This is a genomic window from Rhodococcus sp. LMD (genome assembly GCF_056108245.1).
In genome coordinates this window covers 1183998-1198779 of record NZ_CM148557.1, presented here as the reverse complement: position 1 = coordinate 1198779, position 14782 = coordinate 1183998, and the positions used below count along the sequence as shown (strand labels likewise).

The window sequence follows — 14782 nt, the reverse complement described above, 5'->3', positions numbered from 1 at the left end:
GACCCGGACGGGTTCCGAACCCGCCGGTAACTACGGGCCCGCACTAGGCTCTGAATTCATGAGCGACGTGACTCGAACCGCACCGTGGCAGCAGCTGTCCCAGCACCGTTCGGAGCTCGAGGCGGTGGATCTGCGAGGGTTGTTCGCGGCGGATCCGGGTCGGGCGCAGCGGTTGTCGGTGACCGCGGGCGACTGGTACATCGACTACAGCAAGCACCGCATCACCGACACCACCGTCGCGTTGCTGCTGGATCTGGCCCGGGCCGCCGGGGTCGAATCCCGCCGCGACGCGATGCTCGCCGGGGAACGCATCAACAGCACCGAGGACCGGGCGGTGCTGCACACCGCGCTGCGGCTGCCGCGGTCGGCGACGCTGCCCGTGGACGGCGCCGACGTGGTCCCCGACGTCCACACCGTGCTCGACGCGATGGCCGGCTTCGCCGAGCAGGTCCGCTCCGGCACCTGGCGCGGCGCCACCGGGGAGACGATCACCACGGTGATCAACATCGGCATCGGCGGCTCGGACCTGGGCCCAGCGATGGTGGCGCGGGCGTTGCGGCACTACGCCGACGGCCCGGACGCCCGGTTCGTCGCCAACATCGATCCGGCGGATCTGACCGCGCAGCTGTCCGGCCTGGATCCGGCCCGGACGCTGTTCGTGGTGGCGTCGAAGACGTTCACCACCATCGAAACGCTCACCAACGCCACCGCTGCGCGGCGCTGGCTGGTCGCCGCCCTCGGTGAGGACGCCGTCGCGGCGCACTTCGTGGCGGTGTCCACCAACGCGACCAAGGTCGCCGAGTTCGGTATCGACCCGGCGAACATGTTCGGGTTCTGGGACTGGGTGGGCGGGCGGTACTCGGTGGGTTCGGCGATCGGCCTGTCGGTGATGTGCTCGATCGGCCCGGTGCGGTTCGCCGAGTTCCTGGCCGGGATGCACACCGTCGACGAGCACTTCGCCACCGCGCCGCTCGAGGCGAACGCGCCGGTGCTGCTCGGGCTGCTGGGGGTGTGGTACGCGTCGGTGCTGGGGGCGCAGACGCGGGCGGTGCTGCCCTACAGCCAGGACCTGGCGCGGCTGCCGGCGTATCTGCAGCAGCTGACCATGGAGTCGAACGGCAAGTCGGTGCGACTCGACGGCAGCCCCGTCGACCACGACACCGGGGAGATCTTCTGGGGTGAGCCGGGCACGAACGGTCAGCACGCGTTCTTCCAGCTGCTGCACCAGGGCACCCGGCTGATCCCGGCCGACTTCGTCGGGTTCGCCACCGCGCTCGAGGATCTGCCCACCATCGACGGGACCGGGAGCATGCAGCAGGTGCTGCTGGCGAACATGCTCGCCCAGGCCAAGGTGCTCGCGTTCGGCAAGACCGCGGCCGAGGTCGCCGCCGACGGCACCGACCCGGCGCTGGTGGCGCACAAGGTGATGCCCGGCAACCGGCCCTCGACCACCCTGCTCGCCCCGGCGCTGACGCCGGCGACGCTGGGCCAGTTGATCGCCCTGTACGAGCATCAGGTGTTCGTCCAGGGCGTGATCTGGGGCATCGACTCGTTCGACCAGTGGGGCGTCGAACTCGGCAAGACCCAGGCCCTGCAACTGGCCCCCGCGCTGACCGGCGCGGCGGACCCCGAGACCGGCGACACCTCCACCGACACCCTCGTCCGCACCATCCGGCGGTGGCGTAAGAACTAGAGCAGACACCCGTTGTGGCGGGCTTGCACCGGTTTCCGACTGCGGAAACCGGGGCAAGCCCGCCGATTCGGGCGCAAGCTCTGCCGCTCAGGCGGCGTGCGGGCGGGACCAGCGGCGGGTCGTGTGCACCCGGTCGCCGCCGTCGACGAGGCGGGCGGCCAGGTCGTACTGCTCGAGCCACCGCACCGCGGGCGCTCCGCGGCGCAGAGCTGCCGCGGCGGCGGCGTCGGCCCACAACGCGTCCTCGGCGATGACGGTGACCTGTGCCCACCGTCCGGAGACGTCGTTCCCGCCGTCCTGCTCTGCGTCGGATTCCTCGCGCACGCGCGTCGCTATGGCGCTTCCGGCCGGGAGCTCGACGGTCCCGGCGCCGGGGACGGACACCTGCCACCCGCCGGCGGGACTGTGACCGGCGGTGGCCGTCACGTCGCCCATCCGCACCAGGACACCGCATTCGAGGCTGCGGGCCACGGTCGCGGCGGCCCGATCCGCGGTGTCGGCCCTGGCCGTCTCGGTGATGTCGAGGTTGACGCCGAACGGGGCCAGCACGGTCTCGCCGTCGAGGTGGATGTCGCTGTAGTCGGGGAGCGGATGGATGGGCGGGGTGGCGTCCTCGTCGATCCCTGCGTCGTCGGCCGCCAAGGGACTCACCGTCCCGTCGGTCATCCGGGCGACCCAGAGCGCCGAGCGCAGCAACGCCGACAGCCGCGGGCTGACCTGGACGGGAATGCCCTGGGCGAGGTTGACCTCGTGGATCTCCGCGTCGCCGCGCTGCGGGTTGCACGCCGCCTCGGATTCCGCGATCGCGGCGCGCACCCGCGTTTCGGCCTCCGCCAGGACGGCGTACTCGGTGACGGCCACCGTCACCGGGACCCCCCATTCCCGCCATTCGCTGCTTCTGATCATGAGGGGCTCCGGGCTCGCTCGACGATCGTTGTCGTTACCTCCAGTATGCCCTGTGGATCGTCGCAGGTCCGGGTCGCGCAGGGATCGCCGCAGATCAGACGCGCGCGAGGATCGCCGCGGTGTCCACGCCGGTGGGCATGGTCCCCAGGGCGATGCCCCAGTCGTCGCCCAGCCGGGTGGCGCAGAAGGCGTCCGCGACGGCCGGATGCCCGTGCCGCACGAGCTGTGCACCCTGCAGGACCAGCGCCATCAGTTCCACGATCCGGCGGGCCCGGTACTCGACGTTCTCGAGATCGGCGAGTTCCTTGCCGACGCGCGCCACGGCGTCGTCGAGCCGGGAGTCGGCGCCCTCGGCCAGGCGTACCTCGGCGAAGAACGCGTCCACGGTCTCGGGCTGCTTGACCATCGCCCGTAGCGCGTCGAGGGCGGCGACATTGCCCGAGCCCTCCCAGATCGACATGAGCGGTGCCTCGCGGTACAGCCGCGGCATCCCGGATTCCTCGGCGTAGCCGTTGCCGCCGAGGCATTCGAGGGCCTCCGCGGCGTGGGCGGGGGCGCGCTTGCACACCCAGTACTTGGTGACCGCGAGGGCGATGCGGCGCAGCGCCGCCTCCTGCGGATCCGTCGATGCGCGGTCCGTCGCACCGGCCAGCCGCATCATCATGGTCGTCGCGGCTTCCGACTCGACGATCAGGTCGGCGAGCACGTTCCGCATGAGCGGCTGGTCGACGAGCAGGGCGCCGAACGCCTTCCGGTGGCGGGCGTGGTGGACGGCGCGCAGCGTCGCCGCGCGCATTCCGGTCGCCGAGCCGATCACGCAGTCCAGGCGCGTCATGTTCACCATCTCGATGATGGTGTTGACGCCGCGGCCCTCCGCGCCGACGAGCCAGCCGGTTGCGCCCTCGTACTCGATCTCGGAGGACGCGTTCGACTTGTTCCCGAGCTTGTCCTTGAGCCGCTGGATGCGGATGCGGTTGCGGCTGCCGTCGGGAAGCACCCACGGCAGCAGGAAGCACGAGAGGCCGCTGGTGGTCTGCGCCAGCGTGAGGAACATGTCCGACATCGGTGCGGAGGTGAACCACTTGTGTCCGACGATGCGGTAACTGCCGTCCGCCTGAGGGGTCGCGGTCGTCGTGTTGGCCCGCACGTCCGATCCGCCCTGCTTCTCGGTCATGGACATGCCGGCGATCAGGCCGCGCTTGGTGGACGGTTCCCGGAGCCCGAAGTCGTAGTGCGGGGCGGTGAGCAGCGGCTCGTACGTCGCGGCGAGTTCGGGATTGTGCCGCAGCGCCGGTATCACCGCGTACGTCATGGAGATCGGGCACATGTGTCCCGCTTCGGCCTGGCCCCACACGTAGAACTTGGCGGCCCGGGCGACGTGCGCCCCGGCCCGGGGGTCGCGCCACGGTGCCGCGTGCATGCCGTGCTCGACGGCCACCGTCATGAGGTCGTGCCAGTGCGGATGGAACTCCACCTCGTCGACGCGGTGCCCGTAGCGATCGTGGGTGTGCAGCACGGGCGGGTACTCGTCGACGAGCCTGCCCCATTCCTGCGCACGCGTCCCTCCGGCGAGCGCGCCGATCTCCCGGACTTCGTCCTCGGCCCAGGCGGCTCCTTCGCGGCGCAGGCCCTCGAGCAGTGCCGCGTCGTCGGCCGCCTGGTACGGCACGAGGTCGGGCACCTGGTTGAACACCTCGTGGGTGGCGGGAAACGTGGGTGATTCGGTCATGGCCGGGCTCCTAGTGCGCGTAGGGCGAATGCGACGAGTTCGGGGACGGTGTCGGTGGCGGCCACGCCGGACTGCAGCGGGCCGGTGAGAACCTCGCCGACCGCCCCGACGAGGGCGGCGGCGGACAGCGCCGGGTTGCGAGAGGTGAGATCGCCCGAGTCGACACCGCGGCGCAGGGCGTCCTCGAACGCCGCCGCGAAGGCGCGGCGCAGCACCAGGCGTTCGGCGTCGACGGCCGCGTCGACGGGTTCGGCGAGCAGGGCGTAGGCGAGGGTGGGGTTGCGCAGGGCGCGGCGGGCGAAGGTCTCGACGACGGCGGCCACCTGTGCGGCCGCACCGTCCGGCCGGGCCGCGTCGGCGGCCGCGACGACGGCGTCGACCTCCCGGCCGCACAGGCTGCGGAAGATGCGCACCATCAGTTCGGACTTGTCGGCGTAGTGCCGGTAGACGCTGCCGGTGGCGACGCCGGCGCGCTCGGCGACCGCCGCGATGGACAGTCCCTGGTAGCCGCGCTCGGACAGCAGGCTCACGGCGGCGTCGGCGATCGCCTCGCGTTGCGCGTCGAGCCGCTGCTGCACGGCGGGGGTCCGGCGGTAGGCCACGAAAGAATTGAACCTCGATTCACAGCTTGGGTCAAGGACGGCGGCTACCGTCGGGACCGTGAACCGGCTCAGCGTGGTGGACGAGATCTTCCTGTACAGACATCGCGGCCTCGGCCTGCCCGTCGCACTGCAGGGACTGTGGCGCACCGGCGACACCGTGGGCGCCCCCCTGCTGATCTCGCTGCACGACGCACTCGGCCGCGGCCCCCTCGGCCGCCGCGTGGTTCGCCCGCACGTCCCGGGCGCCCGCCCCCGGCTCGAGCCGGGCCTGCGCAGCTACCCGCTGCGCTACCCACCCGAGCCGATCCCCACCACCGACGTCCTCACCTGGGCGGACCAGCAGGCGGAAGTGGACGTCGACCCCGAACTCGGACCGGGCTGGGCGCTGACCGCCACCCGCGTCGAGGGCGGCGGAACGGTCGTCTCGCTGGTGTGCTCGCACGTGCTCGCCGACGCGCGCGGTCTGATCGACGCCGTCGCCGACGCGCTGGCCGAGCGGATCCGTCCGTCCGACCCGGAGCGCGTCTCCGACCTCCGCGACGCCGCACGCCTGGTCCGTCGCGTCGCCCGCGGCCTGCGCCGGGCCCGCTGGTCCCCCACGACCGGCAAGCCCCCGCGTCCCCGTCCGATCCGCTCACCGGCGCGGACGGCACTGCTCGACGTGGACGCGCTCGCCTGGGACACCGCCGCCGACACGGCCGGCGGCACCCCCAACTCGCTCTTCCTCGCCCTCGCCACGGGCGTCGCGCACCGCGCCGGGCTCGACTGGCCGGTGCGGATCGCGGTGCCCGTCGACGGCCGCACCGCCGCGCCCGGGCTCCCCGGCGCCGGCAACGGGGTGACGATGACCGAGGTGGTGGTCGACGCCTCCGATACCCCGGCGTCGATCCGCCACCACGCCCGGGCGGCGTACACCCGCGGCCGGGAGGGGGCCCCGCACGGCCTGCCGGACGAGGCGCTGCAACTGCTGCCCGACCGGCTCGCCGCGCGCCTCGCCGCCGGGGCCGGTGAGCGGGACCTGCTGTGCTCCAATATCGGACCGTTGCCCGCGGTGCTCGACGGCTTCGGGCCGCACCGCACCACCGGCGTCGCGACCCGCGCCGTCCACCCGGGTCTCGCGACCGCCCGGGCCGCGACGTCCACCCGGCTCGCCGCATACCTGTGCCGTCAGGGCGAGCGCTACACCCTGGCCCTCGTCGCACTCGACGACGAGTGCTTCCCCACCCGGGCCGCCCTGCGTGCCCACACCGACGCCGAACTCGCCGCCCACGGCCTGCACGGCCGGCACTGGTAACCGCGGCACCTATGACCGGCCGTCACGTACAGTTCGAGCATGGCGGCCGAGACCCTTGTCACAGTTTCCGACGGTGCCCTGCGGGGCACCCGCATCGGCGACCTGCTCGCCTGGCGCGGAGTCCCCTACGCAGCTCCTCCGGTCGGCCCGCTGCGACTGCGCGCCCCGCAACCGGTGCAGCCGTGGACCGGCGAGCGCGACGCCACGCACTTCGGTGCCGCGGCGAGCCAGCACCCACGGGGCCTGACCATCGGCTTCCGGAAACAGCAGCCCGCGAGCGAGGACTGCCTGACGCTCAACGTGCTGGCACCCGCGGCCCCCGCCGCGGCACCCCGACCGGTGATGGTGTTCATCCACGGCGGCGCCTACACGCTGGGCACTACGGCGCTGCCGCTCTACGGCGGGGAATCGCTGGTACGCCGCGGTGACCTGATCTACGTGTCGATCAACTACCGGCTCGGCAGCCTCGGCTATCTCGACTTCACCGAATTCTCCACGGCCGAAAGACCGTTCGACTCCAATCTCGGACTACGCGACCAGGTTGCCGCGCTGGCGTGGGTGCGCCGCAACATCGCCGCCTTCGGCGGCGACCCCGACAACATCACGATCTTCGGCGAGTCCGCCGGCGGCAATGCCGTGACCACGCTGCTCGCCACCCCGGCGGCCGAAGGACTGTTCGCCCGCGCCGTCGCCCAGAGTTCGGCACCCAACCTCGTCGTCGACGCCGAGCATGCGGCCGAGTGGGCGCGACGTTTCGTCGAACTGCTCGGCGCAGACCGGGATTCCGCGGTCGAGGCACTCGGGTCCGCCACTCCGGTCGACTTCGGCCGTGCCGCCCGGCGGCTCAGCGGGCGCATCCTGCACGAGACTCCCGGCCTGCACGCGTTCGGTCCCGTCGTCGACGGCGACTACCTCCCCACCACCCCCGTCGAGGCCTACGAAACCGGTGCCGCACATCGGGTTCCGCTCGTCATCGGCACCAATGCCCGGGAGGGGACGCTGTTCCCGCGGGTCCTCGACGCGCTGCCGACCAATCAACTCCGCATCGAGCAGATGTTCGGGCTCACCGATCCCACGGCGCAGGAACGCGTCGTCGCGGCCTATCCCGGGTATCCGGACGCCCGGGCGGCCGTCGACCTCGGCGGCGACCTCACGTTCTGGCATCCCTCGATCGAGATCGCCCAGGCCCACTCCCGCCACGCCCCCACCTACAGCTACCGGTTCGACTACGCGCCGCCGCTGCTGCGCTGGACCGGCTTCCACGCCACCCACGCCTTCGAACTGCTCTCCGTGTTCGGCCAGGCCGACACCGCCCTGGGACGGGTGGTCACCGCCGCCGGGGGCCGGCGTGCGCTGCGCACGGTGAGCGACGCGGTGCAGCGCCAATGGCTGCACTTCGCGCACGTGGGAGAGCCGCTGCCGTCGTGGCCGCGCTACGACGAACACGACCGCGCCACCGTCGTCTTCGACGACCCGACGCACGTGGAGTACGACCCGTGGCGGGAGCGGCGACTCGCCTGGGCCGGGTACCGCGGCTACCGCGGAGTGGCGCTGCCGCAGCGGTGAGCGCTCACTTGACCACGGTCAGCAGGAACACGACGTCCTCGAGCGCGGTGACGCTGTGCCGGACGGTGGGCAGCACCAGATAGTCGCCGGTCGAACCCTTCCAGGAATCGTCCCCGGCGATCAGGGACAGGCGCCCGCTGAGCACCTGCAGGGACCCCTCGCCGGGGCCGTCGTGCTCGGCGAGTTCGTGTCCGGCGAGCAGCGCGACCATCGTCTGCCGCAGATGCCTGGCGTGCCCGCCGAAGATGGTCTGCGAGCTGCGGCCGCTGCTCGATGCCGCCGCCAGCTTCAGTTGCTGTCGCGCCAGAGCCGTGAGGGATAGCTTGTCCATGGCTGCCCTTCCTGGTCGGGGTACGCCCTCGCAGTATGGCCCACCGGACGCGCCACCGGTCAGGTTCGCGTGTACCGGACGAAACGGAACCCGATTCCGTCGCCGGATTCCTGCCGCTCACCGACGTCCACGGCCGTCCACTCGGAACCGATCGACGGGGCGAAGGCATCCGCTCCGGTGTCCAGGTCCACCTCCGTGACGAGCAGCTGCGTCGCGTGCGGTACGGCCTGCGCGTAGATCTGTCCGCCACCTATGACGCAGACGTCGCCGTCCCCGGCGAGCGCCAGGGCCTGCGGCACCCCGTGGGCCACCTCGGCGCCCGCGTCCGACCAGGCCGGGTCGCGGGTGACGACGATGTTGCGCCGGCCCGGCAGCGGCCGGAAGCGCGGCGGCAGCGACTCCCACGTCAACCGGCCCATGATCACCGGCTTTCCCCGCGTCGCGGCCCGGAAGTGCGCCATGTCCTCGGGGATGTGCCACGGGATCGCACCGTCGCGGCCGATGCCCCCGGCGCGGTCCTGCGCCCAGATCAGGACGACGTCCCCCGCCGCCGTCATACCGCGACCGGGGCCTTGATGGGCGGGTGGTGCCGGTAGCCGGTGACCTGCACGTCCTCGTACTCGTACTCGAAGATCGACCCGCGCCGGTTCAGCTCCAGGGTGGGGTACGGATAGGGCTCCCGGGCGAGCTGCTCGGTGACCTGCTCGACGTGGTTGTCGTAGATGTGGCAGTCCCCGCCCGTCCACACGAACTCGCCCGGCTCGAGATCGGTCTGCTGAGCGACCATGTGGGTGAGCAGCGCATAGCTGGCGATGTTGAACGGCACGCCGAGGAACAGGTCGGCGCTGCGCTGGTACAGCTGGCAGCTGAGCCTGCCGCCGGCGACGTGGAACTGGAAGAACGCGTGGCACGGCGCGAGCGCCATCTTGTCGATCTCGCCGACGTTCCACGCGGAGACCACGATGCGCCGCGAGTCGGGGTCGGTGCGGATGGTGTCGATCGCCTTGGTGATCTGGTCGATGTGCCCGCCGTCGGGGGCCGGCCAGGACCGCCACTGCACCCCGTAGACGGGACCGAGCTCGCCGTCGGCGTCGGCCCACTCGTCCCAGATGGTCACGCCGTGCTCCTGCAGCCACTTGACGTTCGAGTCGCCGCGCAGGAACCACAGCAGCTCGTACACGATCGACTTCAGGTGCACCTTCTTGGTGGTGATCAGCGGAAAGCCCTGCGCGAGGTCGAAACGCATCTGGTGCCCGAACAGGCTGCGCGTACCGGTGCCCGTCCGGTCCGCCTTCGGCGTGCCGGTCTCGAGCACCAAGCGGAGGAGGTCTTCGTACGGGGTGGGCACGGCAGTCACCCCGACAGGCTATCGCCCGTGCGTGGTTGTGGTCGTCGGGGCAGCCCGAAGCACGCACGAGCGCGATAGCCTGGCACCATGCCCGAGCTGCCCGAGGTGGAAGCCCTGGCGGTGTTCCTGCGCGAGCACGCCGTCGGTGCCGTCGTCGGCCGGATCGACGTGGCGGCGCTCAGCGTCCTGCAGACCGCCGACCCGCCGGTCACCGCGCTGCAGGGCCGCGACGTCACCGGCGTGTCCCGCTTCGGGAAGTTCCTCGCGGTCGACTGCGCCGGGCTGTGGCTCGTCGTGCACCTCTCACGCGCCGGGTGGCTGCGCTGGCAGGACAACCCGTCGCCGGCCCCGCCGAAGCTGGGCCGCGGCCCACTCGCGCTGCGGGTACATCTGTTCACCCCCGAGGCCGCCACCCCCGCCTTCGACCTCACCGAGGCCGGCACCCGCAAACGTCTGGCCGTGTGGATCGTCGACCGCCCGCAGCAGGTGCCCGGCATCGCCCGGCTCGGTCCCGACGCCCTGGCCGTCACCGCCGACGAGCTGGCCGCGCGACTGGCCGGCAGCACCGCACGCCTGAAGACCGCCCTCACCGACCAGCAGGTGCTCGCCGGGATCGGCAACGCCTACTCCGACGAGATCCTGCACGTCGCCCGGCTGTCGCCGTTCGCGCCGGCGGGCCGGCTCGGCGAAGAGCAACGACAGGCGCTGTACGACGCGATGCGCACGGTGCTGCTCGACGCCGTCACCCGTTCCGTGGGGCAGGACGCCGCACGGCTCAAAGGCGAGAAGCGGTCGGGGATGCGGGTCCACGCCCGCGCCGGGCTGCCCTGCCCGGAGTGCGGCGACACCGTCCGCGAGGTCGCCTACGCCGAGCGCTCCTTCCAGTACTGCCCCACGTGTCAGACCGGCGGCAGGATCCTCGCGGACCGGCGGCTGTCGCGGCTGGTCAAGTGAGCGGTGCCGTGCGGACCCGCGCCGATCCGGACGGGCACCCCGGCGGTAGCGTGCGGCTGTGACGGTTCTCGACGGTCTCCGCGGGTGCGCCCGCACGCTCGACCCCGGCTACTTCGCGCTCGTGATGGCGACCGGCATCGTGTCGATCGGCATGCATCTGCACGGCCTGACGACGGTGTCGGCCGCGTTGCTGCTGGTCTCTGCCGTCGCCTACGTCGTCCTGCTCGCGCTGACCGGGTGGCGGCTCGTGCGGTTCCGCGACGAGGTCCGCACCGACCTCACCGACGCGAGCCGCGCATTCGGATTCTTCACGTTCGTCGCGGGCAGCAACGTGCTGGGGATCCGCCTGACCATGGACGGGTGGCACTCGACGGCCGCGGTCCTGCTCGCCGCCGCGGCCGCGACGTGGCTCGTGCTCGGCTACGTCATCCCGTGGACGGCGGTGCTCGGCACCCGCCGGCGCCCGGTGATCGCCAAGGCCAACGGCAGCTGGTTCGTGTGGGTGGTCGCAGCCCAGTCGGTCGCACTCGCCGCGGCGACCCTCGAGCCGGTCTACGACGACCTGCGCCGGCCGCTGTCGCTGGTGGCGGTGTTCGCGTGGTCGGTGGGCCTGTTCCTCTACGCCGCGGCGGGCGTGTTCGTCGCGGCACGGATGATGCAGTATCCGCTGCGGCCGGTGGACCTCACGCCGTCGTACTGGGTGTCGATGGGGGCCGCGGCGATCACCGTGGTGGCCGGTTCCCGCATCGTGGCCATGGAGTCGGCCCCGATGGTCGACGCCACCCGCGGACTCGTCGCCGGGCTGGTCGTGGTGTTCTGGGCGTTCGCGACGTGGCTGCTGCCCGCCCTCGTCGCCGCCGGATGGTGGCGGCACCGCACCCACCGCATCCGGCTGCGCTACGAACCGGGCCTGTGGTCGATCGTGTTCCCGCTCGGGATGTACGGCGTCGCCGGGATCTACCTCGCCGAGGCCGACGAGCTGCCGTGGGTCGGTGTCGTCGGCCGGACGGAACTGTGGGTGGCCGTGACGGTGTGGGCGGCGGTGTTCGCCGCGATGCTCGTGCACCTGTGGCGCACGGTGCTGCGTCCGCGTCCGGCTACCGTGGGCCGGTGACGACCGAGGCCCTCGACGACGATTCGGTGCACGGCGTGCTGCATCACCCCGACGGCGCTCCGCGCGGTGCGGTGGCCCTGACCCACGGGGCGGGCGGCAACTGCGACGCGGCGATCCTGCGGCAGCTGTGCGGCGCGTTCGCCGACGCGGGGTTCCTCGCGTTGCGCTTCGACCTGCCGTTCCGGCGCCGACGCCCGAAGGGGCCGCCGCAGCCGTCGCGGGCCGCGGAGGACCGGGCCGGGATCGCGGCGGCGGCCGAGGCGATGCGGGCCCGCACAGTCGGCCGACTCGTGCTCGGCGGCGTCTCGTACGGCGGCCGGCAGACGTCGATGCTCGCGGCCGAACGGCCCGGCGTCGCGGACGCGCTCGTCCTGCTGTCCTATCCGCTGCATCCGCCGGGCAAGCCCGAGAAAGCGCGCACCGAGCACCTGCCCGCGCTCGCCGTGCCGGCGGTGTTCGCCCACGGTGACCGCGACCCGTTCGGCACCCTGGACGAGATGCGCGACGCGGTGCCGCTGATCCCAGCGCCCGTCGTGCTGCTCCCGGTGACGGGCGCGGCCCACGACCTCGGCAAGTCGAGGACCGATCCGGCACCGTCGATCGTGCACGCCGTGTCCGGGCTGCTCTCGGACACGGCGTCCCGGGCGTAGCACCCCCGACCGCGGGCGGGGCGTCGGTGGCCGGGTCTCGGGTGGATCCTCCCCGACGACGGCCGGGGCGGTCTCTCGCATCCAGCCGAACCGCCGTTGCAGCCGGTGTCCGGCAGTCGATTCGGCCCTCCAACCTCCGACGGGACGCGGAATCCGGGGGTTAGAGTCGATCACGTCGGACCTGGGAGCAGGGAGGTGGGCGGTGCCTACGTCTCGGTTGCAGACCCCCGCGAGGACCCTGCCGATCATCCTGGCCCTGTCCCTCGCCTTCACGATCACGGTCGTCGACCCGCTGGTGCTGAGCCTGAACATGCCCCAGGTGAGCCGTGCCCTCGATGTGCCACCGCAGCTCGTCGGATTGCTCGGCGGCACGGCGACACTGGTGATGGCCGCAGCCGTCCTCGCCGCGGGCAACCTCGGCGACGCGTTCGGGCTTCGACGCCTGCTGATGTCGGGACTGGTCGTCGTCACCGTCGCCGATCTGCTCTCCATGCTCTCGCCCCACTACGCCTTCCTGCTTGCGATGCGGGTCGTGGCCGGATTGGGAATGACGGCGCTGCTCGGAGTGCCGCTGGCACTGCTCAAGACGTCCGTGACGGACAAGCAGCGGCCGACGGCCATCGGCGTCTTCGTGGCCGTCGAGATGATTCTCTGTGGGGTACTCCCTGCGTTGACGGGCTGGGCGGTGGCGGCCGCCGGCTGGCAAGTGGTGTTCCTGGTCGCACCGCTGCTGGCCGTGATCTCGCTTCTGCTGACGGCGAGGTTCGTCCCGGAGACGCCCGTTCAGCATCGCGCTCGGCTGGACGTGGCCGGCGTCGTCCTGGTCGGTACGGCGCTCCTGGCACTCGTCATCGGGCTGGCAGCCGCGCAGAACGGCATCCTCCGGCCCCAGACATGGCTCCCGTTGGCTGTCAGCGTGGTCGCCGCCGTGCTGTTCGTTCGCCACGAACGTCGCACCCCCGTACCGGCACTGGACCTGGCGCTGTTCGGAAGCCGGGCCTTCAGCGTGGCCCTGGCGGCGACCTTCACGCTGAATTTCCTCATGGCCGGGCTCGGCATCGTCCTGGGGCAGTTCGGCAGTGTGGTGCTCGCGCTGTCGCCGGAGACCGTCGGCCTGCTGTTCCTCCCCGGCACGCTGCTGATCGCCGGTTTCGTGGTCTGGTCCGGGAGCCTGGTGGGGAGGTTCTCGCCGAGACCGGTGATGGTCGTCGGCCTCCTGTTCATGGCAGCCGGCGGACTGCTGATGGCGGGCACGATCGATCCGGCAATGGCGCTGTGGTTGCTCGTCTCGGCCGTGTGGCTGTACAACCTGGGCTCGATGGTGACCTCCACCTCCGTGTCCGAGACGGTGCTCTCGCAGGCGCCGAGCGGGCAGTCCGGAACGGTGGCTTCCGTGCAGCTGGCCTTCGGGATGACCGGCTATGCGTTCGGGCCCACCGTGTACCTGCTGCTTCTCAACGTGTTCTTCCAGCGAGAATGGCTGGCCGACACCGAGGCACGCGGGCTGACGGCGACCCAGGGCGAGCAGGCCGTGGATGCCGCGCGTAGCGCGGTGGCGCAGAGCCTCGGTGGCGCCGGGTACGACCCGAACCTGCTCCGGCAGGCGGGCGGTCTCGATCTCGGCGCGGACCTGGCCGACGCGGTGCGCCTCACCATGCTGACGGTCAGCGTCCTGCCCGTCGCCGTGGCGGTGGCGGCCTTCGTGCTCATGTCCCGCCGCACGGGGCCGACGGCGCGAAGGTGACCACCAGCACGTCCCTCCGCGCCGGTTTTCCGGGGTCGACGGGCCGGATCGGCGAAACACCGTGCCAGGTGCAACGGTCGTCGCCCAGGAGGAAGGTGCCGGGTTCGCGCAGGGTCGTCGTCACGAGTCGCTCGCCGTCCGGGCCGACCACCGAGCTTTCGCCCCCGGCGGCGTTGTCGACGCCGATCAACAGGGAACCGACCAGCGTGACACCGTCGCGGTGCACGCCCTCGGGTGTGGGCCGGCCCTCGTTGTCGGCCGAGGCGACCACGCGGAACGGATGCACCCACACCGTCCATTCGGGAGCTTCGTCGAGGACCGGCGCGATCCGGCCCACGAGCTTCACCGTGCGCTCGAACAGCGGATCTTCGAGGAACGCGGCCCTCAGCGGTTCGAAACGGCGGTCCCGGGCGAGGTAGAGGACGTTGGAGCCGTCCGGCTGGACGAAGTCCCGGTGCGCCGCGGGCTCCAGCGCGCCGTCGGCCGTCCGGTACCGGAATCGGCCGTAGCGCCGCAGCCGGTGCACACCCTGTTCTGCCGCGTACGGGTCGGGCTCGAGCTCCTCCCAATGCGCGGAGAACCGGACCCACGCATCGGCGTCGGCACCGAGGGATCGCCACAGGTCTGCCGCCGGCATCAGGAACGTACCCACGGAGGCGAGCGCACGCCGTGCGGCGTCGACCGGATCCGTGCCGGACTCCGCACCCCCCGCAACCGTCATCGACTCAGAATCGGCGAGGACGGCCCCCAGCGCAACCGTCGCCGGTGCAGACCACGCCGCTGCCCACAACGCCGCTGCCCACCGAAGAGCCGCCGAAGGAAACCCATGGGGTCGACGAGCGCGAACGCCA

14 protein-coding genes are annotated in these 14782 nt (G+C 72.0%); 7 read left to right on the top strand and 7 right to left on the bottom strand.

The genetic code is table 11. The features are described from left to right. Positions 1–58 precede the first annotated feature (58 nt). Positions 59–1693 (top strand): glucose-6-phosphate isomerase, encoded by a 1635-nt coding sequence (gene pgi, locus ACWPQI_RS05620; protein ID WP_458603137.1) that lies wholly within the window; start codon positions 59–61, stop codon positions 1691–1693. Between the two features lie 87 nt (positions 1694–1780). On the opposite strand, the gene ACWPQI_RS05615 is transcribed toward pgi, so the two are convergent. From ACWPQI_RS05615 to ACWPQI_RS05605, 3 genes are all read right to left on the bottom strand, one after another. Next, on the bottom strand, positions 1781–2599 hold the full coding sequence (locus ACWPQI_RS05615) for an FAD:protein FMN transferase (RefSeq protein ID WP_040274347.1): 819 nt from the start codon (positions 2597–2599) through the stop codon (positions 1781–1783). 94 nt (positions 2600–2693) lie between these two features. Then, entirely contained in the window at positions 2694–4328 is a 1635-nt protein-coding gene (locus ACWPQI_RS05610) for an acyl-CoA dehydrogenase family protein (RefSeq protein WP_010593047.1), read from the bottom strand. After that, positions 4325–4930, bottom strand: a complete 606-nt coding sequence (locus ACWPQI_RS05605; protein WP_010593048.1) for a TetR/AcrR family transcriptional regulator — start codon at positions 4928–4930, stop codon at positions 4325–4327. The genes ACWPQI_RS05610 and ACWPQI_RS05605 overlap by 4 nt, the downstream gene beginning before the upstream one ends. A 58-nt stretch (positions 4931–4988) precedes the next feature. Between ACWPQI_RS05605 and ACWPQI_RS05600 the strand changes: the two genes are divergently transcribed. Next, positions 4989–6224: a hypothetical protein gene (locus ACWPQI_RS05600; RefSeq protein WP_474738686.1), complete on the top strand. Its 1236-nt coding sequence runs from the start codon at positions 4989–4991 to the stop codon at positions 6222–6224. 39 nt (positions 6225–6263) lie between these two features. After that, entirely contained in the window at positions 6264–7790 is a 1527-nt protein-coding gene (locus tag ACWPQI_RS05595) for a carboxylesterase/lipase family protein (RefSeq protein ID WP_040274338.1), read from the top strand. A gap of 4 nt (positions 7791–7794) precedes the next feature. On the opposite strand, the gene ACWPQI_RS05590 is transcribed toward ACWPQI_RS05595, so the two are convergent. Genes ACWPQI_RS05590 through ACWPQI_RS05580 form a run of 3 tightly spaced genes read right to left on the bottom strand, consistent with a single transcriptional unit; the run spans position 7795 to position 9469 of the window. After that, positions 7795–8121, bottom strand: a complete 327-nt coding sequence (locus tag ACWPQI_RS05590; RefSeq protein WP_010593051.1) for a cupin domain-containing protein — start codon at positions 8119–8121, stop codon at positions 7795–7797. A 59-nt stretch (positions 8122–8180) separates the two neighbouring features. Continuing rightward, the gene (locus ACWPQI_RS05585; protein ID WP_474738685.1) at positions 8181–8678 is read right to left on the bottom strand and encodes a dihydrofolate reductase; all 498 of its coding nucleotides are present in this window, start codon (positions 8676–8678) and stop codon (positions 8181–8183) included. Further along, positions 8675–9469, bottom strand: coding sequence for a thymidylate synthase (locus ACWPQI_RS05580; RefSeq protein ID WP_010593053.1), 795 nt, complete (start codon positions 9467–9469; stop codon positions 8675–8677). Before ACWPQI_RS05580 ends, ACWPQI_RS05585 begins: the two co-directional genes overlap by 4 nt. Positions 9470–9556: 87 nt before the next feature. Between ACWPQI_RS05580 and ACWPQI_RS05575 the strand changes: the two genes are divergently transcribed. The 4 genes from ACWPQI_RS05575 (at position 9557) to ACWPQI_RS05560 (ending at position 13931) form a co-directional block, all read left to right on the top strand. Continuing rightward, positions 9557–10423, top strand: a complete 867-nt coding sequence (locus ACWPQI_RS05575; RefSeq protein WP_010593054.1) for an Fpg/Nei family DNA glycosylase — start codon at positions 9557–9559, stop codon at positions 10421–10423. A 58-nt stretch (positions 10424–10481) separates the two neighbouring features. After that, positions 10482–11537, top strand: a complete 1056-nt coding sequence (locus ACWPQI_RS05570; RefSeq protein WP_010593055.1) for a tellurite resistance/C4-dicarboxylate transporter family protein — start codon at positions 10482–10484, stop codon at positions 11535–11537. Beyond that, positions 11492–12187: an alpha/beta hydrolase family protein gene (locus tag ACWPQI_RS05565; RefSeq protein WP_017679419.1), complete on the top strand. Its 696-nt coding sequence runs from the start codon at positions 11492–11494 to the stop codon at positions 12185–12187. Before ACWPQI_RS05570 ends, ACWPQI_RS05565 begins: the two co-directional genes overlap by 46 nt. Before the next feature lie 217 nt (positions 12188–12404). Beyond that, a complete protein-coding gene (locus ACWPQI_RS05560) occupies positions 12405–13931 on the top strand; it encodes an MFS transporter (RefSeq protein ID WP_474738836.1) in 1527 nt (508 codons plus the stop codon). Here the strand turns inward: ACWPQI_RS05560 and ACWPQI_RS05555 are convergent. After that, positions 13894–14652: a 2OG-Fe dioxygenase family protein gene (locus ACWPQI_RS05555; RefSeq protein WP_474738684.1), complete on the bottom strand. Its 759-nt coding sequence runs from the start codon at positions 14650–14652 to the stop codon at positions 13894–13896. The two genes, ACWPQI_RS05560 and ACWPQI_RS05555, sit on opposite strands and share 38 nt — an antisense overlap. Between the last annotated feature and the right edge of the window lie 130 nt (positions 14653–14782).